The 19,853-nt window shown below is 68.3% G+C and carries 16 protein-coding genes; 12 read left to right on the plus strand and 4 right to left on the minus strand.

Translation table 11 applies throughout. The annotated features are described in order from the left end of the window. The first annotated feature begins 2 nt into the window (after nucleotides 1-2). From aroA to BSZ40_RS12505, 3 genes are all read left to right on the plus strand, one after another. Nucleotides 3-1,304, plus strand: coding sequence for a 3-phosphoshikimate 1-carboxyvinyltransferase (gene aroA / locus BSZ40_RS06085; RefSeq protein WP_073824416.1), 1,302 nt, complete (start codon nucleotides 3-5; stop codon nucleotides 1,302-1,304). Further along, on the plus strand, nucleotides 1,301-2,320 hold the full coding sequence (rsgA, locus tag BSZ40_RS06090) for a ribosome small subunit-dependent GTPase A (protein WP_073824293.1): 1,020 nt from the start codon (nucleotides 1,301-1,303) through the stop codon (nucleotides 2,318-2,320). Before aroA ends, rsgA begins: the two co-directional genes overlap by 4 nt. Before the next feature lie 105 nt (nucleotides 2,321-2,425). Beyond that, nucleotides 2,426-2,500: a 50S ribosomal protein bL37 gene (locus BSZ40_RS12505; RefSeq protein WP_371153015.1), complete on the plus strand. Its 75-nt coding sequence runs from the start codon at nucleotides 2,426-2,428 to the stop codon at nucleotides 2,498-2,500. A gap of 84 nt (nucleotides 2,501-2,584) precedes the next feature. On the opposite strand, the gene BSZ40_RS06095 is transcribed toward BSZ40_RS12505, so the two are convergent. Both BSZ40_RS06095 and BSZ40_RS06100 read right to left on the minus strand, forming a co-directional pair. Continuing rightward, complete coding sequence (locus tag BSZ40_RS06095; protein WP_245793901.1) at nucleotides 2,585-3,157, minus strand: GDSL-type esterase/lipase family protein; 573 nt, start codon at nucleotides 3,155-3,157, stop codon at nucleotides 2,585-2,587. Between the two features lie 172 nt (nucleotides 3,158-3,329). Continuing rightward, the gene (locus BSZ40_RS06100) at nucleotides 3,330-4,727 is read right to left on the minus strand and encodes an alpha,alpha-trehalose-phosphate synthase (UDP-forming) (protein WP_073824296.1); all 1,398 of its coding nucleotides are present in this window, start codon (nucleotides 4,725-4,727) and stop codon (nucleotides 3,330-3,332) included. 86 nt (nucleotides 4,728-4,813) lie between these two features. On the opposite strand from BSZ40_RS06100, the gene otsB reads away from it, so the two are divergent. The 6 genes from otsB to BSZ40_RS06130 all read left to right on the plus strand — a co-directional run bounded on the left by otsB (nucleotide 4,814) and on the right by BSZ40_RS06130 (nucleotide 10,078). Further along, nucleotides 4,814-5,641, plus strand: coding sequence for a trehalose-phosphatase (otsB, locus tag BSZ40_RS06105; protein WP_073824298.1), 828 nt, complete (start codon nucleotides 4,814-4,816; stop codon nucleotides 5,639-5,641). Nucleotides 5,642-5,724: 83 nt separating this feature from the next. Continuing rightward, complete coding sequence (locus BSZ40_RS06110; RefSeq protein ID WP_143180898.1) at nucleotides 5,725-6,465, plus strand: hypothetical protein; 741 nt, start codon at nucleotides 5,725-5,727, stop codon at nucleotides 6,463-6,465. Nucleotides 6,466-6,478: 13 nt separating this feature from the next. Further along, entirely contained in the window at nucleotides 6,479-7,225 is a 747-nt protein-coding gene (locus BSZ40_RS06115) for a hypothetical protein (RefSeq protein ID WP_073824301.1), read from the plus strand. A gap of 26 nt (nucleotides 7,226-7,251) precedes the next feature. Beyond that, nucleotides 7,252-8,343 (plus strand): peptidoglycan-binding protein, encoded by a 1,092-nt coding sequence (locus BSZ40_RS06120; protein ID WP_073824302.1) that lies wholly within the window; start codon nucleotides 7,252-7,254, stop codon nucleotides 8,341-8,343. Next, nucleotides 8,343-8,996: an ABC transporter ATP-binding protein gene (locus BSZ40_RS06125; RefSeq protein WP_073824304.1), complete on the plus strand. Its 654-nt coding sequence runs from the start codon at nucleotides 8,343-8,345 to the stop codon at nucleotides 8,994-8,996. Before BSZ40_RS06120 ends, BSZ40_RS06125 begins: the two co-directional genes overlap by 1 nt. After that, a complete protein-coding gene (locus BSZ40_RS06130; RefSeq protein ID WP_073824305.1) occupies nucleotides 8,993-10,078 on the plus strand; it encodes an FtsX-like permease family protein in 1,086 nt (361 codons plus the stop codon). The genes BSZ40_RS06125 and BSZ40_RS06130 overlap by 4 nt, the downstream gene beginning before the upstream one ends. Nucleotides 10,079-10,130: 52 nt before the next feature. Here the strand turns inward: BSZ40_RS06130 and BSZ40_RS06135 are convergent, their stop codons facing one another. Together BSZ40_RS06135 and BSZ40_RS06140 are read right to left on the minus strand one after the other, a co-directional pair. After that, nucleotides 10,131-11,666: an alpha/beta hydrolase gene (locus BSZ40_RS06135; protein ID WP_073824307.1), complete on the minus strand. Its 1,536-nt coding sequence runs from the start codon at nucleotides 11,664-11,666 to the stop codon at nucleotides 10,131-10,133. Nucleotides 11,667-11,735: 69 nt separating this feature from the next. Then, the gene (locus BSZ40_RS06140) at nucleotides 11,736-15,587 is read right to left on the minus strand and encodes a multifunctional oxoglutarate decarboxylase/oxoglutarate dehydrogenase thiamine pyrophosphate-binding subunit/dihydrolipoyllysine-residue succinyltransferase subunit (RefSeq protein ID WP_245793903.1); all 3,852 of its coding nucleotides are present in this window, start codon (nucleotides 15,585-15,587) and stop codon (nucleotides 11,736-11,738) included. Between the two features lie 214 nt (nucleotides 15,588-15,801). Between BSZ40_RS06140 and BSZ40_RS06145 the strand changes: the two genes are divergently transcribed. The 3 genes from BSZ40_RS06145 to BSZ40_RS06155 all read left to right on the plus strand — a co-directional run bounded on the left by BSZ40_RS06145 (nucleotide 15,802) and on the right by BSZ40_RS06155 (nucleotide 19,849). Further along, nucleotides 15,802-17,115: a hemolysin family protein gene (locus BSZ40_RS06145; protein WP_073824418.1), complete on the plus strand. Its 1,314-nt coding sequence runs from the start codon at nucleotides 15,802-15,804 to the stop codon at nucleotides 17,113-17,115. Next, entirely contained in the window at nucleotides 17,112-18,161 is a 1,050-nt protein-coding gene (locus BSZ40_RS06150; RefSeq protein ID WP_073824310.1) for a hemolysin family protein, read from the plus strand. The genes BSZ40_RS06145 and BSZ40_RS06150 overlap by 4 nt, the downstream gene beginning before the upstream one ends. Nucleotides 18,162-18,286: 125 nt before the next feature. Continuing rightward, the gene (locus tag BSZ40_RS06155; protein ID WP_143180899.1) at nucleotides 18,287-19,849 is read left to right on the plus strand and encodes a M23 family metallopeptidase; all 1,563 of its coding nucleotides are present in this window, start codon (nucleotides 18,287-18,289) and stop codon (nucleotides 19,847-19,849) included. The last annotated feature ends 4 nt before the right edge of the window (nucleotides 19,850-19,853 follow it).

A 19,853-nucleotide genomic window follows, 5' to 3' on the forward strand; every position in this document is an offset into this window, starting at 1 on the left:
CGGTGACGCCCGCGACCGGGGCCTGGTCGGCTCCCCTCGCCACCGCTGCGCTCGCCGCCGAGGTAGCGGTGCCGGGCTCGAAGTCGCTGACGGCCCGCGAGCTGGTGTTATCGGCGCTTGCCACCGGGCCGTCCCGGCTGCACGGGGCCCTATTGGCGCGCGACACCCGGCTCATGCTGGCGGCCCTTACCCAACTGGGGGCGCACTGTGAGGTGAGTGACGGCCCGGTGCCCACCATCGACATCACCCCTGGCCCGCTGCGGGCGGGCGGGCATATCGACTGCGGGCTGGCGGGCACCGTCATGCGGTTCGTACCCGCGCTGGCCGCACTGGCGGCGGGCACCACTCACTTCGACGGCGACCCCGCCGCCCGGCAGCGGCCGCTAGCACCCCTGTTGGCGGCCCTACGGCAGCTGGGAGCCACCGTGGAGGCCGCGGCGGGTGACTGCCTGCCCGTGCGCGTGACCAGTCCCGGCAACCTGCCGGGTGGCCCGGTGCGGGTCGAGGCGTCGGCCTCCTCCCAGTTCCTCTCCGCCCTGCTGCTCATCGGGGCCCGCCTGCCCGCTGGGCTGACCATCACCGCCGCGGGCGCGATCACCTCGCGGCCCCACATCGACATGACGGTGCAGACTTTGCGGCAGCGCGGTGTCCAGGTGCGCGAAACGGACAACACTTGGCAGGTGGCACCCGGCCCGCTCACCGGGCGCGAAGTGCAAATCGAACCAGACCTGTCCAACGCCGGGGTTTTTCTCGCCCCCGCGCTCAGTGTCGGCGGGCAGGTGCGCATGGCCAACTGGCCGCTGGTCACCACCCAGGCCGGGGACGCCTGGCGCGAGCTGCTGCCCTGCCTGGGGGCGAGCGTCGAACTAGTCCCTACCAGCCCGACCACCGGCACGCTGACCGTGCGCGGCACTGGTCGCATCACCGGCATCGACGTCGATCTGTCCGCGGTGGGGGAGTTGGCGCCCACCGTGGCGGCGCTGGCCACCCTGGCCACCGGCCCGTCGCGCCTGCGTGGCATCGCCCACCTACGGGGCCACGAAACCGACCGGTTGGCAGCCCTGGAGGCCGAAATTACCCGCCTGGGCGCCACCGTGCGGCAGCTGCCCGACGGGCTGGAGATCACGCCGGGGCCCCTGACCGGTGCGCTGCTGCGCGCCTACGACGATCACCGCATGGCCACCTTCGCCGCCATCGTCGGCACCCGCGTGCCCGGGGTGCGGGTGGACAACATCGCCACCACCGACAAGACCCTGCCGGATTTTGTGGCCCGTTGGCAGAGACTCCTGCAAGGGGCAGCGTGAGCAGGCGCGACATCGGCACCGACGATGCCCGGGTGCGGGTGCGTCCCCCTCGCTCGTCCCGCCCACGCACCAAGGACCGCCCCAAGCACGCCGACGCCGTCACCGGTTTCGTTTTCGCGGTCGACCGGGGGCGCTACGGGGTGCTGCTGCCCGATGGCACCCGCATCGTGGCCATGAAGGCCCGCGAACTGGGCCGGGGCCGGGTGGTGGTAGGGGACCAGGCACGCGTCGTCGGGGACTTGTCCGGCCGGAAGGACACCCTGGCCCGCATCGTCGGCCTGGAGCCGCGCGCCACGCAGTTGCGGCGCTCCGCCGAGGATGGCGACCTGGCCGGGCACGAACGCGTCGTGGTGGCCAACGCCCAGCAATTGGTGGTGGTCACGGCGCTGGCGGACCCGCCGCCGCGGGTGCGCATGATCGACCGCTACCTGGTGGCCGCCTACGACGCCGGCATGGAGCCGGTGCTGTGCCTGACGAAGGCTGACCTCGCCGACCCGAGTGAGCTGTTGGCGGCGTATCGGCCGCTGGGGGTGCGCAGCCTCGTCGTCGCCTTCCCGCCGAGTGGGCAAGACCCCGACCTGACGGAAGTGGAGACGTTGCTGACCGGGCAGGTCTCGGTGTTGGTCGGCCACTCGGGGGTCGGCAAATCGACCCTCGTCAACGCGCTGACGGGGGCGGAGCGGGCCACGGGCGACGTCAACGATGTCACCGGCCGCGGCCGCCACACCTCCACCTCGGCGGTGGCGCTCCCGCTACCGGCGGGCGGGTGGGTTATCGACACCCCCGGGGTGCGATCTTTCGGGTTGGCGCACGTCCAGGACGACGACGTGCTGCGGGCGTTCGCGGATCTGGCCGCCGCCGCGGCGGACTGCCCGCGCGGCTGCCCGCACACCGCCACCGCGCCGGAGTGTGCCCTGTCAGCTCCGGGGCGCGACGAGGTTTTCGCCGCCCGGGTCGATAGCTACCGGCGGTTGATGGCCGCCCGCCTCGGGCCTGACCACGACCCGCGCCCCTAGCGGCGTTGTCAAGGCCACGCCGCGCTCGGTTGTGCGCGGGGGCGGGCGGTGTGACACAATCTCCCGCGTGTGCGGGGCATTGCCCGCGGAATGATCGGAGGCACCATGTCGAAGCGTGGACGCAAGCGTAAGGCGCGCAAGAAGAACGCGGCGAACGGCGGCAAGCGCCCCAACGCCTGACAGCGTAGCGGGGACGAAACCTGAGTGGTTTCGTCCCCGCTAGTTTTCCCCCTGCCGGTGGGGGAGCGCCGGGCCGGGAGACGGTCAGCTGGCAGCGCCGCACAGCCATTCTTTGAAGCCGTAGTGCATCACCAGCCAGGTGATGAGCTCGTAGCCCACGTGACCGGGCAGGCCGCTCGGGGAAGCGGCAACGTCGCTGCGCCACTGCTCGTGCTGGTAGAGGTGCTCGAACGTTTCGGCGTACGGCACGGAGCGTCGCCGACTCACTTCGTGGAAAGCCTCGGAATACTCCGAGAGCTTGCCGGGGTCCACACCGGGCAGGGGCGGCGGGCCGACGACGAAGGCTGCGTGCCGGGCGGTGGCGGCCGCGTCGAGGATCTTGGCCAGGTTCAGGCGGGCGCGCGCCAGCGAGATGCCTTCGCGCAGATCCTGCACCCCGAGGCCGACGATGAGTCGGTTATCGGTGCGGGGGGTGAAGCGTTGGCGGCACTCGGTTTCCCACCGCAGGGACAGCGCCAGGGTCGACTCGTGGTGGACCGGCAGGATGGCGACCATGCGGTCGTGGTAGTTGTCGATCTGGGCGAGCACGCGGCCCACCCAACCTTGGGCGCGCGGATCCCCGGTGCCGGCGATCAGCTCGTCGCCGACAAAGCACAAGCGTAAAAGTGGACCGTTGTCTTCGCTCGGAACCATAGGTGCATAGTGGCAGGTGGCAGGTGGGAGCGGGGCTTCGGCACGCCGACGACCATCGGGCCGAGGGCACGCCGGGCCCAGAATCGGGGTCAGGCGGGGCGCGTGCCCTGCGCCGACAGCCCGACGCGCGGCGAGACTACTCCCGGTGCAGGGCCGCCAGGTCGGCGAGGAAGGACTCAGCCCACAGATCGATGGTGTGCTCGGCAACCTGCTTTTTGAGCGCCCGCATGCGCCGCTGGCGCACCCGGGGCAGATCGGTGGCCGCGCGCAGGATTGCGGCCTTCATACCGTTGAGATCGTAGGGGTTGACGATGTAGGCCTGCTTCAGCTCCCGGGCCGCCCCCGCGAATTCGCTGAGCACCAAAGCCCCGTTGGTGGTGGGGTGGCAGGCCACGTACTCCTTGGCCACCAGGTTCATGCCGTCCCGCAGCGGGGTGACCAGCATGATGTCGGCGATCCGATAGAGGGCCGCCATGGTGGTGCGCGGAAAACTCATGTGCCGGTAGACGATCGCGGGGCGCCCGATCCCACCCACCTGCGAATTGATCTTGCCGACCAGGCCGTCGATGTCGTCGCGCAGTCGCTTGTATTCCTCCACCCGCTCGCGCGACGGGGTGGCCACTTGCAAAAACACTGTGTCGGTGGGGTCCAGCTTGCCTTCCGCAAACAGCTCGCCCACGGCTCGCACCCGCTGCCGGAGGCCTTTGGTGTAATCCAAGCGGTCCACTCCGAGCAGGACGCGGCGCGGATGCCCCAGCTCGGCGAGCAGGCCGGCGGCCTCCGCGATGGTGTCCGGATCGTTCGCGAGGGCGCTGAAACCGGGGGTGTCGATGGAGATGGCGTAGGCCCGCGCCGTGCAGCGGTGCGAAGCCAACTGCACCGTGTCTCTCGCCACCTGCCATTTGGTTAATTTTCGGGTCAGGCGGAGAAAGTTGGCCGCCCCGCCCGGCACCTGGAAGCCCACCAGGTCCGCCCCGAGCAGCCCCTCCAATATTTCTGCCCGCCACGGCAGCTGCAAGAAAATCTCGGTTGGGGGAAAGGGAATGTGCAGGAAGAAGCCGATGCGCAGATCGGGGCGCAGCGCCCGCAGCATCTGCGGCACCAGCTGCAACTGGTAGTCCTGCACCCACACCGTCGCCCCCGGCGCTGCCACCTCGGCCGTGGCGGCCGCGAAGCGCTGATTGACGTGGACGTAGGCATCCCACCACTCCCGGTGAAACTCCGGGAAAGCCACGGTGTCGTGATACAGCGGCCACAGTGTCGCGTTTGAGAAGCCCTCGTAATATTCCTCGTACTCGACGCTGCTGAGGGGGACTGGCACGATGCGATAACCGTCGTGCGTAAAGTCGGCGATCTGCTCATCCGGGGCTCCGTGCCACCCCACCCAGGCCCCGCCACGCTTTCGCATCACCGGCTCTAGCGCCGTGACCAGCCCGCCGGGGGCGGTGCGCCAAGTGGGTCTGCCTTTCTGATCAGTGACCCGGTCGACGGGCAGGCGGTTAGCGACAACAACAAACTGGGCGTGATCCGACACGGATAGTCCTCCTTGGTCCCCGCCAGCCTAACCCCATCACCTGACCGAACAGTGAGTTTCGTCGCTTTGCCCTCTAGGGTGGCAACATGGCTAAGTGGCAAGAACGCACCCCGGCGGCCGGTCGCTTCTGTGCGGCGGCGGCCAGTGATCCAGGCGGGGTGCTGCTCGCCCTCGACTTCGACGGCACGCTGGCGGACATCGTCCCGGACCCCACCGAGGCCCGCCTCCATCCGGCAGCCGCCGCCGCGCTGGCCCGACTAGGGCCGCACCTGGGGCAGATCGCCATCATTACTGGGCGGGCGGTCACCACGGTGTGCCAGCTTGGTCAGCTACCGGGACGTCCCGGTTTGGAGCGGCTGGTGGTGCTGGGACAATACGGGGCCGAGCGGTGGCATGCCGCCGACGGCCCGCCCCCCGCCGGGCAGGCCTCTGACCGCGTCGCGGCGGCGCGGGTGGCCGTCGAGCAGGCGGCGGCAAAGTGGCCCGGCGTGCACGTGGAAGACAAGGGTAGTGCGCTCGTGCTCCACACCCGCCGGGCCGCCCAGCCCGAGCGGGCTTTCGCCGCCCTGCAGGGACCGGCGCAGGCTATTGCGGCCGCCCACGACCTGGTGTTGGAGCCGGGACGCTGCGTGTTGGAACTGCGGGCCTCCCGGGTCAACAAGGGTGACGCGCTGCGCAGCCTGCTGGCCGAGCTGCGCCCGCGGGCGGTGGCCATGTGCGGCGACGACCTAGGCGACCTGCCCGCCTTCGCCGCCGTGCGGGAGGCGGAACCAGAGGTGACAGGGTGTGTGGTGGTCAGCGGCTCGCCCGAGACCAGTGAACTGGTGGAGATGGCCGACGTGGTCGCGGCGGGCCCCGCCGGGGTGGCCGCTTGGTTGACCGCCCTCGCCGACCAAATTGCGGCGGGCACCTAACCGCAGTGCCGGGGTAGGCGGGCGCTTGGCCGTCCTGGCGCGGTAGGCGGGCAGAGCAGGGCAGTACCCAGTAGTATCCGGACATGGCACTGGTAAGCCGTGTTATCGGCTATCGAGAACGAATTGTCTACTTGAGTCTCGCAGCTGGCTGCTTGGCGGCCTGCGGGGGTGTCGAGGTGGTGTCGGCCGACGGCCCGCCAACTTTGACGCAGTGGCAGCCAGAAAGCACGGTGGTGCTACCGGAACTAACGGCTGCGGAAGAGGAAACGATGCGCACGGAGTTATTGGAGAACGCGCGTCCTCCGGAAGCTGCGGGTCTGCCGATTCCACCGCCGGTGCGCTACGTCAGTGCTGAGGAAAATATGACAGTGCAAGCCGAGTGCCTGCGCGAGGCGGGCATAAATGTCAAGCTCCTGCCCGACGGTAATGGGCTCGAATACGAGGTCGAGCCGGGTAGCGAAGCGGATCGATTGGCTAATTTGCACAGCTGGCTGTGCCTAGCCAAATATCCCACGCCGCTCAAACAACAGTGGCCGTTCACGCGCGAACAATGGGCGGTGCTCTACGAATACTGGGACGGGTTCTTTCTCCCGTGCGCCGCCGTGCACGGGCTGGCGCTCGGCGAATCGCCGCCGTCAAAGCAAACGTGGATAGATGCGCGCATGGCGGGAGAAAACGGGCTGGAGGCCCTCGCGTGGGATCCGCGCAAAGAACGGTACTGGACCGAGGAGGCAAAAGAGAAACTCGCCAACGACGACGCTAAACTAGCGGCACTATTCCGTCAGTGCCCGGGCTGGCCCCCATCCCGCTACCTTTACCCCTGAGCGAGGTGCCGCAATGGAGCTAAGAAGAGTCCTGTTAATCACCCTGGGGGCCGTGGTGGGGCTGGCTGGCTGCGGGGGGAGTGTGGAATCGACGTCGGTGAGCAGGGTGGAGGCGGTGGGGGATTTGGCGGCGTGGCGGCCCGATACGCGGGTGAGTCTGCCCGAGTTGACGGAGGCGGAGCGGGAGCGGCTTAGGGTGGAAACGTTGGACGCAGCGCGAGAAATTTCGCCCGAACTGGAGTCTTTGCCGCTGCCGAAGGTGGTGCGGTGGGGCACGTTGGATGAGCCCATGCAAGGACTTTTTGATTGCTTGCTAGAAGCGGGATATGGCATCGAGCCGTGGCCCGATAAGCGGGGATATTCTTTTACTTTGGGGGACGGTCAAAAAATGGAGGACTACGACAGGCAGCACTGGCTGTGTCGGGCACAGTATCCGGAACCGGCCGAGCACATGCGGCCCCTGACTAGAGAGCAGTGGGCTGTGTATTACGAGTACTTGACTGAGTACTTCATTCCGTGCGCGCGGAGTATGGGGGTGGAGTTTGCAGACGGGGAGGTCCCGTCCCAGGAGGCCTGGGTGGATGCCCGCATGAGCCCGTCTGGGGCGCAGGCACAGCCCGCTGAGTTGTTTTGGTTCCCCAACGAAGTGGGCGGTTGGAGCGAGGAGACCCAGCGCCGCTACCGGGAGGACCCAGCTTCCTTCGCCTCCATGTTCGCCCGCTGCCCGGCCATGCCGCCCGCCCAGTACTTCTACCCGTGACCGCCCGCCCGGAAGGAGACTCCCGCATGGCCCGTAATGCTCCCCGCCGCCTCCTGCCTTGGCGGCGGCTCGTGGCCCTGACGATTGGCCTCCTTGTCTGCGGGGTCGCCGTGTTTTGGGCCGGGCTGCAGGTCGGCTCCCAGCAGCAGGACCCCGCCCAAGCCGCCTCCGCGCCCCTGACCGTCACCGTGGAGACCGCCAGCGTCGGCCGCTCCCTGACCCTGCCCGTCGTCGTCAAGCAAACTCGCGTCCCGGTGGGCGGCAACCTCGCTGCGGGGGTGCTGACCAAACTCGGCACGCCCGGCTCGTACGCCTCCGGGGACGTGCTCTACGCGGTCGACGGGCGCGACATCTACGCCGCCCCCGGCAAGACCCCGTTTTACCGTCCCCTCGCCAAAGACGCCAAAGGCGACGACGTGCTGGCCCTCAACCAGATGCTCGTTGACCTCGGCTACCTCGACTACGCCGACGACAAATTCGACGTCTACACCGAGGACGCCGTCAAACGCTGGCAGCGCGACGCAGGCCAGGAACCCACCGGCACCATCGCCCGCGGGGAACTGGTCGCCATCCCTACCCTGCCGCGCGCCATCTACTTCGATCCCGAGATCGGGCGCGTCGGGACCTTGCTCAGCGAGGGGCAAAACCTCGTGCTCACCCTCACCGGGGAACCAGAGTTCCAGCTACCCCTGACCGACCAGCAGCGTGCCACCGTGCTGTCCGGCATGCAGGTGGCCGTCACCGACGGCACCAACACCTGGCCCGCCGTCATCGGCGAGCAAGGCACCCCCAGCGACGGGGTCGTACCCTACCTGCTGACCGCCCCCGACGGCGGCACCGTCTGCGGCAACCAATGCAACCTCCTGCCGCCCGAACCCACCGTCTCCCTCCTCGGCGAGGTCGAGATAGTCCCCCGACAAGAAGGCTTGGCGGTTCCCCTGGCTGCCCTCACCCTCGGCACCGACGGCACCGCCACCGTCACCGTGCAGGAGGCCGGTGGTCCCCGCGAGGCCCAAGTGCAGGTTCTGACGGTGGCCGACGGCGTGGCCCTGGTCAACGGACTGGCGGCGGGCGACGTCGTCGTCCTGGCCGGCCCTCCACCAACCCCAGGGCCGTGATGGACCAGACCTACCCGCGCTGGGCCGTGCGGGACCTCCACTTCGCCTACACCCGCCGCGCCCCCGAGCTCTTCGGCGGCCTCACCCACGCGTTCGCGCCCGGGCAGGTCACAGCCCTGACCGGGCAGTCCGGGCGCGGCAAATCCACCCTGCTTTACCTCCTCGGGCTGCTGCTGCGCCCCCGCAGCGGGCAGATTCTCATCGACGACGCCGACGCCGCCCGCAGCTCCGACGCCCGCGCCTCCCGCCTGCGCGCGGGGGACATCGGCTTCGTCTTCCAAGACGCCCAGCTCGACCCGCGCGCCACCCTGGTCGACTGTGTGGCCGAGCCCGGCACCTACCTCGGCGACAGCCTCGCCGCTTGGCGGCCCCGCGCCCAACAGCTGCTCACGGAGCTCGGCCTGGCGGCCGCCAGCCACCAGCGGGCCGGGAAGGTTTCGGGCGGGCAGGCCCAGCGGGCCGCCGTCTGCCGGGCGCTGCTGACCTCGCCCGGGCTGCTGCTGGCCGACGAACCCACCGGCAACCTTGACCGCGCCAACGCCGAACTTGTGCTCGCCGCGCTGCAAAACGCGGCCAGCCAGGGCCGCACCGTCGTGATCGCCACCCACGACCCCTTCGTGGTCTCCCACGCCCAGGTGGTGCTCGACCTATGAACCCCACCGAGCTGCTGCGCACCGCAGCGCGTACCGCCCGCCAACAGTTAGTGGCTTCCCTGCTGACGCTGGTGGTCGTCGGCCTCATGTGCGCCACCGCGCTGGCCACCGCCGGGCGGGCCACCGCCACCGACGCCGCCCTGCGCGCCAGCCTCGACAAGGCCGGGGCGCGGGCGCTGTCCATCACCGATGTGAAGGACCTAGGGGTGATCAACTCCGCCACCTTCACGGTGGTGCGCGGGTTGAGCACCGTCGAGCGGGCCGTGGCCCTCGGCCGCACCTACGACATGACCCTCGGGGCCACGCCCGGGGGCAACGCCGTGCCGGTGCGCCCCGTCAACGACCCTGCCGCGGTCGCCACCTTGACGGCGGGCCGGTGGCCCGGCCCCAACGAAGTTGTGCTCGGTCCCGAGGCAGTCGCCGCGCTCCGCCTGCGCGGCCCCGTCGGCTATCTGGAAAGCAAGGGCGGGGACGAGGTGGCGGTGGTCGGTTTCTTTGCCCCGCGCCCGGGATTTGAGGACCTGACTGGCCTGGCCCTGCGCGGCTGGCGTGCGCCCGGCAAATTGACAGAGCTGCGCGTTATTGTCACCGACATTGCCGTGTTGCGTGACACCCAGGCCGAAATCTTGGGGAGCTTCGGCACGGTCGACCCACAGGCCTTGTCGGTCACCTCGCCCACCGGGCTAGCCACCGCCAACCAGCTAGTTGCCACCGAGTTGGGGGCCGCCAACCGGGCCGCCCTGGGACTCATTTTGGCCGTCGGGGCACTCTTCATCGGCATCGTGGTGCTGGCCGACGTGCTGCTGCACCGCCGGGAACTGGGACGCCGCCGCGCCCTGGGGGCCCGCCGCAGTGACTTGACCGCGCTGTATGTGGTGCGCACCTGCCTGCCCGGGGCCCTCGGGGCGGGCCTGGGCGCATTCAACACCTGGGCCTATTTTGCCAGCCGCGGCACCGATATTCCCCTGCCATTCGTGGGGGCGGTGGCGGTGTTGGCGGTCGCCACCGTCGCCGTGGCGGCCCTCGCCCCGGCCGCCTGGGCTGCACACCGCGACCCGGTGGCGGTGCTGCGCACCCCCTGAGTGGAAAGTCGCGCCGCGCAGGCGGGACGGGAGAAGGCAGCCCCCCGCGTGGTCACCAGATACTGGCTAAGTCCAGAAATGCCACCTGCCACGTGGGGTAAAACTCGCCCCACCGGTTCACGCCCAAGCCAGCCGCCAACACCGCGCCCAGGCTGGCCAATCCCAGCCATACCCCGCGGCTGACCAGCCGCCACAGGCGGCGCGGAATGAAAACCTCAGATGCTGGCAGGGGCGGGCTGGCCCCGCGCTCCCGGTCGCCGCGCATCCGCCCCCACCAGCGGCGCCGCGCGAGCAGCACCGCCCGGGGGAAGGCCGCAAGCACGGTCAGCACCCCGAGCAGCCCCCACGCCGCCACCAGCACCCCTAGGTGACGCAAAGGTGCCACCTCCTCCAGCTTGGCCAACAGCCCGACGGGGGTCTGGGGGCCGCTTTCTGTTGGTTCCCAGTCGATGGGCTGCCCTGCCTGGGCGGCCCCCCACCAGCTCAAGAAGTGCGGCAGGCGCTGGCGCCACAGCGCCCAGGCGTGCCCGCCCGCGGGCACAAGATCGCGGGCCACGTGATCAGCCTGCGGGGCCGCCAACGCGAAATGGCGCACGAAGTGGGTGGCGTCCCGGTCGTCCTGTGCGGCGGTCAGCCACCAATTAACGGCCGAATGCGCGTCGCCCTGCACCAGGTGCGACAAGGTGTGGGCCGCGCGCAATTCGTTGGCCTGCGCCAGCCCTCCGATTTGGGGGGCGTCGTAGGCCGAGAATGCGGCCGCCGTGCCGAATTCGGAGGACCGCTGCAGCACCGTCCACACCGCGCAGTAGCCGCCCGACGACACCCCGCCCAACGCCCACGCCTCCCGGTCGGCCGAGACGTTCGGGAAGTTGGCCCGCAACATGCGCGGCACGTCGACCTGCACCCACGTGCCTACCCGGGCCCGGCCCGCAAAATCGGCGCAGTCAGGCTCCGCCCGCTGGGCCGCATCCACGCTGAGGGCAGGTGCCACCACCAGCGTCGGGGGCAGGGCCCCGCTGTCGATGGCTTGCTGCACCTTGGCGGTGATATCCAGGTTGTAGAGCATCCCGTCGGGGGTGCCGGGGTCGCCGTGCAGCAGCAACAGCACGTTGTGCGGGCGCTTATCGGTGGGGGAGTAGTGGCGTGGGGTCCACACCCAGACGTCGTCGCTCACCCCGCTGGTAGGTCCCGCAAAATGCGTGACCTGCAGCTGCGCGTCGTGCTCCGTGAAATTGGTGTGCCACTTGGCGGACTTATCGGTGGTCGCGGTGGGTGTCAGTGGCAACAGCGCACTGGGCGCGGGAAGCTCCGCGCCTAACAGCTCCACGAGGTCTCCCAGCGTCACCGCCCAGCGCATCGTCTGGTTGGTGCGGGCCGCGAAGACGGCCACTACCAATACCTGACACAGCAGCACTGCGGCGAGGGCCGCCAGTCGCCGTCGCCACGTGCCCCAGCCGCCCTGGGCCGCCGCGTAGGTGCCACGGGTCGCCAGAAAATAGGTCGTGCCTAGTAGCACCGTGGCGGCCACCAAAACCAGGATCAGGACAAAGTTGGAGGTCGCAATTTCGAAGGGGAGGAAACGACTCACAGGCGTATATTTTGCCTTCTCTACCAGTGCCTGCCTATCCGCCTGCGGTCCTACGTAAATCCAGCGGGCTTAGGCGAAGGAAGTACGCAGGATCTCGGCATTTTCCTCCCGGTGGCGGGCCATGTTGCCCGCCGACGGGGAAGCGGCCTCCTTGCGGGAGATGAACGGCAGGCCGTCCCGCCCCAGCAGCGAGGGCAGGTGGCGCAACATGTAGGGAAGGGGGCCCTGGTTAGCAGGCTCGTCCTGCACCCACACCAGCTCCGCTCGGGAGAAGGGGGCCAGGGCGTCCTGCAGCTGGGGCACCGGCAGGGGGTAGAGCTGTTCCAGCCGCACGATGGCGACATCGGTGCGGCCTAGGCGTTCCCGCTCGGCGGCCAGGTCGTAGTAGATGCGGCCAGAGCACAGCAGCACTCGCGTGACCTGGTTGGCCTGCGCCGCCACCGTCTGGTTAACTTCGCCAAGCACCGGCTGGAACGTCCCGCTGGTGAAATCCTCCACCGCGCTAGTGGCCGCCCGTAGCCGCAACAACTGCTTGGGGGTAAAAGCAATCAGGGGGCGCCGCGGCCGCACGTAGGCCTGTCGGCGCAACATGTGGAAGTGATTGGCCGGGGTGGAGGGCTGACAGATCGTCATGTTGTCCTCCGCGGCCAGCGTCAGGTAGCGCTCAATGCGGGCCGAGGAGTGATCCGGTCCCTGCCCCTCGTAGCCGTGGGGCAACAGCACCGCCACGCTGGAACGCTGGTTCCATTTCTGCTCCGAGGAGGAGATGAACTCGTCGATTACTGTCTGGGCACCGTTGGCGAAGTCGCCGAACTGGGCCTCCCACAACACCAAGGCCTCCGGCATTTCCACCGAGTAGCCGTATTCGAAGGCCAGGGGTGCGTACTCGGACAGGGAGGAGTCGTAAATGCTGAAGTCGGCCTGGTTCTCGGTGATGAAGTGTAGCGGCGTCCACTCGCGGCCGTTGAGGTGGTCGTGCAAAACGGCGTGGCGTTGCACGAACGTGCCACGGCGGGAATCCTGCCCGCTCATGCGCACCGGGGTGCCCTCCACCAGTAGCGACCCGAAAGCCAACAGCTCGGCGAAACCCCAGTCGATGCCCCCTTCGCGGCTCATCTTTTCCCGCCGCTCGCACAGCTGCGCCAACTTGGGGTGCAGCGCGAAATCGGCAGGCACCCGCATGTGCGCCTGGCCGATCCGCTCGATGACATCCCGGTCGATGGCGGTGGTCCACCCGATCATCATCCCGGAACCGAGGCGCTGCGATTCGGGGCGCTCCAGGCCCGCCACCGCTTCCGCCTCCGCCTGCCAACCGTGCTCCTTGGTCGCGGACAGGATCTTTTCCAGTTCGCTGTTGAAGTCATCAACCAGCGCCTGCGCTTCACTTTCCGACAATTCCCCCCGCCCGACCAGCGCGCGGGTAAAGGTCTCCCGCACCCCGTCCTTGGCGTCGATCACCGAATACATCACCGGCTGGGTCATTGACGGGTCGTCACCCTCGTTGTGCCCGCGGCGCCGGTAGCAGGTCAGGTCGATGATGACGTCCTTGTGGAACTCGTTGCGGTAGGCGAAAGCCAACTGGGCGGCGCGGGCCACCGCCTCCACGTCGTCGCCGTTGACGTGCATAATCGGCACCTGCAGGCCCTTGGCAAGGTCGGTGCAGTAGTTGGTGGAGCGCGCCGATGTTGGGCCGGTGGTGAAGCCGATCTGGTTGTTGACGATCACGTGGACGGTGCCGCCGGTGCGGTAGGCGTCCAGTTGGCTCATGTTGAGCACTTCGTAGACCACCCCCTGCCCGGCAAAGGCCGAGTCCCCGTGGATCAACACCGGCATGACCGAGAAGTCCCCGGTGGCCAGGCGGTCCTGCTTGGCGCGTACGACGCCCTCCAGCACACCGTTGACGGCCTCCAGGTGGGAGGGGTTAGCCGCCAGGTAGACCCGGGTGGTCGCCCCATCGGTGCCCGTGAAGGTGCCTTCGGTGCCGAGGTGATACTTCACGTCGCCCGAACCGGCATTAGTCACCGTCACCCCGGACTCGAACTCGGAGAAGATCTGGGCATAGGACTTGCCGGCAATATTGGCCAGCACATTTAGGCGGCCCCGGTGGGCCATCCCGATGGCCACCTCGTCCAGGCCCTCGTGGGCGGCCTCGTCCAGCAGCCGGTCCAGCAACGGGATGAGGCTCTCGCCGCCTTCGAGGGAGAAGCGCTTTTGGCCAACAAACTTGGTTTGCAAAAAGACCTCGAACGCTTCCGCCTGGCCCAGCATTTTCAGAGCGCGGCGCTGCACCTGCGGGGCGAGCGGTACGTAGGGGCCCTCAATGCGGTCCTGCATCCAGCGGCGCTGGGCCGGGTCCTGGATGTGCATGTATTCAATGCCGATGGAACGGGTGTAGGTTTCCCGCAACTGAGAGAGGATGTCGCGCAGCTTCATGTGCGGAGCCGAACCGAACGAACCGGTGGCGAATTCGCGATCCAGGTCCCAGATAGTCAACCCGTAGTTGGTCATGTCCAGATCTGGGTGCCGTCGCACCCGGTAAGACAAGGGGTCGGTGTCGGCCGCTAGGTGGCCGCGCGACCGGTAGGCGTGGATCAACTCGACGATGCGGGCCGGTTTGTCCTTCTCCAGCTCGGCGTCGTACTCGACGTCCTGCACCCAAGTCAGCACCTCGTAGGGGATGCGCAGGGAAGTGAACACCCGCGAATAGAAACCGTCCTCGCCCGTGAGTTTGCGGTGGATCAGCCGCAGGAACTCGCCCGAGCCGGCCCCTTGAATGACCCGGTGATCGTAAGTGGACGTCAAGGTCAGGGTACGGCCGATTGCTCCGCGCGCCAGCGCCTGCGCCGACGCGCCCGCGAACTCGGCCGGGTAGTCCATCGATCCGACACCGACTATCACCCCCTGGCCCGCCATCAGGCGCGGCACCGAGTGCACGGTGCCGAGCGTGCCCGGGTTGGTCAGGGTGCAGGTGGCACCGAAGTCGGCAGCGGTTAATTCACCCCGGCGGGTGCGTTGCACCACCTGCTCGTAGGCCGCCACGAACTCGGCGAACGTCAGCTCGTCGGCGTCCTTGACGGCAGGCACCAGCAGCTGGCGGGTGCCGTCAGGGCGCGGCAGGTCGATTGCCAAACCGAAGGCCACGTGTGCGAACTCCACCAGGGCGGGTTTGCCGTCGACCACCTGGTAGGCCACGTTCATGGACGGCATCTCCACCAGGGCCTCCACCATGGCGTAGGCAATCAGATGGGTGAAGGAAACCTTGCCGCCCCGGGTCCGGGAGAGGTATTCGTTGATCAGCGCCCGGTTTTCGATCAGCAACTTGGCGGGCACCGTGCGCACCGAGGTGGCCGTAGGCACACTCAGTGACTCTTCCATGTTGGTCACGATGCGGCTGGCCGCCCCCCGCAGGCGGGTGGTGGTGTCCTCCTCCACCTGGTTGGCCGCCACCGGCAGGCGGGTGAGATGGCGGCGAGCCGCGTACGGAGAAGTGGGCGGGGCGATCGCCACAGGCGGGGCCGGGGGCAGGTCCGAGCGGGTGGCGTCGGCGGGTGCCGCCGCCTGCTGCGCGAATTGGTCCGGCTCCGGTGCCGGGGCGGGCGCTACGCCGCGTGGGGCGGGAGGCGGCACCGGGGCGGGCGCGGCACTGCTCGGCGTCGCCTGCGGAGACGGGGCAGGGGTAGCCGAACTGGCGGGGGCGGGCGCTTCGCCGCTTGGGGCGGAGGGTTGCGCCGGGGCGGGCGCGGCGGTCTCCGGGGTGGCGGCCACGAAGCTCGCCAAGGCGGCACCCGCCGTTGGGGTGGAATCGTCTGCCTCAAAGTAAGCCCGCCACGCCGCAGGAACGCTGGCCGGATCGGCCGCGTACCGTTCGCGGATCTCCTCAATCAACCACTCGTTCGCGCCAAAATCCAGAGAGTCAGCCACGTTACCGCCCACTTTCGCTGCGCGCCGCCTTGGCGCTGGTTACAAGCCTATGCCCTCCAGCACGCGCAACACGCCGCTTTTGGGACTTCCGGCCTAGTTAAGCTTGCCGAAAGAGGGCCTGCCCCGCAACCGGATTGGCCAGGTAACATCGCCTCATCATGAAAGGCCCTCGACATTCGCGCCCACTAGTTACCACTAGCCAAGGCCCCCAATGCTGATCGATTACGTTTTCTTGGCACTCGGGGTCGTCTTGACCCTCGGCACGGCACTGTTTGTGGCCACCGAGTTCTCCCTCGTGGCGCTGGACGCGGCCAGCGTGGAGCAGCGAGCCGTCTCTGGCGACCGGCGGGCGGCCATCATCGCGGCCGCTCTCAAGCGCCTGTCCTTGGAGCTGTCCAGTTCGCAGGTGGGTATCACCGTCACCACCATCCTGCTCGGCTACACCACGCAGGTGGCGCTAGGTGACATTTTGGCCGCCAACCTGGGACGCTGGCTGGCCCCGGCGGCGGCCACCGCCATCGCCCTGACGGTGGCTTTCCTCCTCACTAACGCCCTGTCCATGGTGTTTGGGGAACTGGTGCCGAAGAACCTGGCCCTGGCCGATCCGCTGCGGGTCGCCGGATTCGCCGTTCCCTACCAGTCAGTTTTCACCCGCCTGCTGCGTCCCGTCATTAAGCTGCTGAACTCGCACGCCGATTGGGTGGTGCGCCGCTGCGGAATTGAACCCGTCGAGGAGCTAGCCGGGGGCCGTTCAGCCCCCGAGCTCGCCGCCCTCGTGCGGCGCAGCGCGGAGGAGGGCACCCTGGCGGTTGGCACGGCCGAGCTGCTGACTCGCTCCATCGGCATCGGTTCCCTGACCGCGGTGGATGTCATGACCGACCGGGGGCGCTTGCATGTGCTGCGGCGCGAGGCGACGGCCGCCGACGTCGTCGAGCTGGCGGTCCGCACCGGCCACTCGCGTTTCCCCGTCATCGGGGAAGACTTAGACGATGTGCTTGGCATCGCCCTGCTGCGGCGGGCCGTGGCGGTGCCGCACGAGCGGCGCGGTGAGGTGCCGGTGATGTCGTCGTCCATCCTCTTCGATGCCGTGCGGGTACCCGAGACCGCCGAGCTGGCCGGGCTGCTGGTGCAGCTGCGGGAGCAGGGGGTGCCGATGGCGATCGTGGTGGACGAGTACGGGGGCGTGTCCGGGGTGGTGACCCTGGAGGACGTGGTCGAGGAGGTGGTAGGGGAGGTCTCCGACGAGCACGATCGCTCCCGAGTGACCACGCGGCGGCTGGCGGGCGGACAGTGGAGCGTGCCCGGCGTGTTGCGCCCCGACGAGCTGACCGCTGTGGCTGGGCTGCGGGTGCCCGACGACGGACCCTACGAGACACTGGCGGGGCTAGTGATGGAGCGACTCGGGCGCATTCCGGCGGTCGGGGACCACGTGGCGGTCGCCGATGTGAGCCTGGAAGTTACGCACATGGAGGGCCGCCGTGTCACGCGCCTGCTCGTGCGGGATCTCACCGAAGGGCAGGACCAGTGAATACCGCTACCGCACTGACCATCGGCGTTGTCCTGCTGGCTCTCAACGCCTTCTTTGTGGCCGCCGAGTTTGCCATTCTTTCGGCCCGTCGTTCCCGTATCGAGCCGCTGGCAGATGCTGGCCGTCGGGGGGCGGCCGACGCCCTGCACGCGATGGAACACGTCTCGGTTGTGCTCGCCTTTGCCCAGCTGGGCGTGACCGTGTGCTCCACTGGGCTGGGAGTGATCGCCGAGCCGGCGTTGGCTCACCTGCTGGAGGTGCCGTTGGGATACCTCGGGTTGGGGGAGGCCGCCGCCCACCTGCTGGCCGTGATTGTTGGCGTGAGCTTCATCGTTTACCTGCACGTGGTAATCGGGGAAATGTTGCCGAAAAACCTGGCGGTAGCGAAACCGGAAGGCGCCGCATTGCTGCTGGCCCCAGTTATTCGCCGCCTAGTACGCCTGCTGCACCCGATCCTGCACGCGCTCGATGCCACGGCGAACTGGATCCTGCGCCTGGCAAAGGTGGAGCCGAAAAGTGAAGTGGCTTCTGCTTTCACGGCGGAAGAGGTGGCAACTATCGTCGAGCATTCCCAGGCGGAGGGTGTGCTGGTCGACGAAGGGGGTTTGCTTTCGGGAGCCTTGGAATTCTCGGACAAGTTGGCCCGCGACGTGATGATCGCCCCGGAACAGTTGGTGACCTTGCCTCGTGGGGTGAGTGCGGAAGAGGTGGAGGCCGCCGTCGGCCGCACCGGTTTTTCCCGCTATCCCGTGGGAGAAGGCGGTGAGCTGGACGGCTACCTCCACATTAAGGATGTCATCGCCTTGCCCGCGGTGTTGCGCAGTGAGCCGGTGCCTGCTTGGCGCATGCGCCGCCTGGCGACGGTGGATGGTGAAGCGGAGGTCGAGTCCGTGTTGTCTGCCATGCAGGCCTCCGCCACCCACCTGGCGCAGGTGCACGAAGACGGCCGCCTGGTGGGTGTGGTTTTCCTAGAAGATATCTTGGAAGAACTTGTGGGCGAGGTGCGAGATTCCATGCAGCGCCGCAAAGGTTCCGGACGAAACTAGTGTTGTGGTCAGCCTCACCGGTAGGATGTGAGCGTTAACGCGGTCCGAGGAAAAACGGGCGGTTACAGTGGGTGGGGGTCGGAATGTCCCTACTGGATTTTGCAGGCAATGTAAGGAAATGCTGCGTGACTGAACGAATTTCCTCCCGGCGCGAGCGGCGGAGCCGCGAACGTGCTGTTGAGGCGGAGTTGGTCGCCCAATCCCGCTCAGCTGCTATGCCCACGCGACGGTCTTTGCGAGCATCCACTAGTGACAGCGAGGCGCCGCGGCGATCAGAGGTAACCTCCGCCACGACAGCGCTGTTCACGGGGCGGCGGCCGGTGACCGTGACCCGCCCGACGTCCGCAGCCCCCTCGGCCTCGCAAATGGCTCAGGCAGGGGAGAGGCTGCTGCGACAGGCCGCCCAGCGCGCGGAGGAAGAACGGCGGGCCGCTGCCCAACGACAGGCCGCCCAGCGCGCCGAGGAAGAACGGCGGGCCGCTGCTCAACGACAGGCCGCCCAGCGCGCCGAGGAAGAACGGCGGGCTGCTGCCCAACGACAAGCCGCCCAGCGCACCGAGGAAGAACGGCGGGCCGCCGCCCAGCAGGCTGTTGAGCAAGAGGAGCAGCAGCGGGCGCATGCCAAGCGGTCTGCGATGCGTCACGCCGCTGGTGGCGAGACCCGCGCGGCCGTAGCCTCTTCGTACGAGCCGGTAACGGAGCGATTGGACCCGGTGCGGCCGCAGGGCGAAGGTCGTCGGCGCTCCGCAGATAGCATTGTTCCACGCCGCTCCCGTCCGAGCTTCGAACAGGTCATATCGGCCCCGCCCAAGGCAGAAAAGCTGGAGCAAGTGTTGCCGACCGCCGGTCTGCTCAGTGACAGCTTGCAGGCTGCCGTGGAGGCGGCCAGTAAGGACTTGCAGCCGGGGGCGGAGCGATCGCAGTTGATGCGCACTGGGGCATTGGGGACGCTGTTGGCGGCCACTGTGGCGCTGCCGCTCAGTGGCATCCTGGCAGATGCCGAGTCTGCCACTGCTGCCTCCACGCCGCCCCGGGATCCGGTGGCGCGTTCGCTGGGCGAGGTGGACAACTCGGTGCTGCAGGAAGTGGTTTCCGAGGAAAACGAGGACGCCGCCATTCAAGAGGTACCCGCGGCCGCCTCGCGGGCCCAGGTGCGGGAAGCTTTTGCCCAGCCTCAGCCTGGCTGCATCTCGCCGGAGACTGCCGGGGCGGACGGCGTCCGCAACGTCGCGCGGCAAGAGGCGGTGCTGTTCTGGCCCATGATCCACGGCACTTACGAGATGACTTCCCCGTTTGGTTGGCGCGTGCACCCCGTGTACGGCGTGCCGCGCCTGCACGAAGGAGTCGATTACTCGGCGCCGCTCGACACCCCGATGTACGCCCCCGCTGACGGTGTTGTGAAAGATATCACAACGGATGGGTATGGGACGGCGATGACCATCAGCCACAACCTGAATGGCGAGGTGTTCGAGACCGTCTACCGGCACCTGTACCCCAGCACGATTTACGTTGCTGAAGGCCAGGAGGTCCAGGCAGGGCAACACATTGCTGGTGTTGGTAACTCGGGGGTCTCCACCGGTCCGCACCTGCACTTTGAGGTGGTCATCGACGGCACGCCCGTCGATCCAGAAGCGTGGCTTAGCGCACACGAGGCCGTGCAGGTCGGATCCTGCGGCCCGGTTGGGTAAAAGC

Source organism: Buchananella hordeovulneris (assembly GCF_001907235.1).
GTDB classification, from domain to species: domain Bacteria; phylum Actinomycetota; class Actinomycetes; order Actinomycetales; family Actinomycetaceae; genus Buchananella; species Buchananella hordeovulneris.

What these genes read in the sequence shown, in the direction of transcription:
- otsB (WP_073824298.1), top strand. Translation starts at nt 4,814, where the DNA reads ATGGCTAAGTGGCAAGAACGCACCCCGGCGGCCGGTCGCTTCTGTGCG.
- BSZ40_RS06110 (WP_143180898.1), top strand. Translation starts at nt 5,725, where the DNA reads ATGGCACTGGTAAGCCGTGTTATCGGCTATCGAGAACGAATTGTCTAC.
- BSZ40_RS06115 (WP_073824301.1), top strand. Translation starts at nt 6,479, where the DNA reads ATGGAGCTAAGAAGAGTCCTGTTAATCACCCTGGGGGCCGTGGTGGGG.
- BSZ40_RS06120 (WP_073824302.1), top strand. Translation starts at nt 7,252, where the DNA reads ATGGCCCGTAATGCTCCCCGCCGCCTCCTGCCTTGGCGGCGGCTCGTG.
- BSZ40_RS06125 (WP_073824304.1), top strand. Translation starts at nt 8,343, where the DNA reads ATGGACCAGACCTACCCGCGCTGGGCCGTGCGGGACCTCCACTTCGCC.
- BSZ40_RS06130 (WP_073824305.1), top strand. Translation starts at nt 8,993, where the DNA reads ATGAACCCCACCGAGCTGCTGCGCACCGCAGCGCGTACCGCCCGCCAA.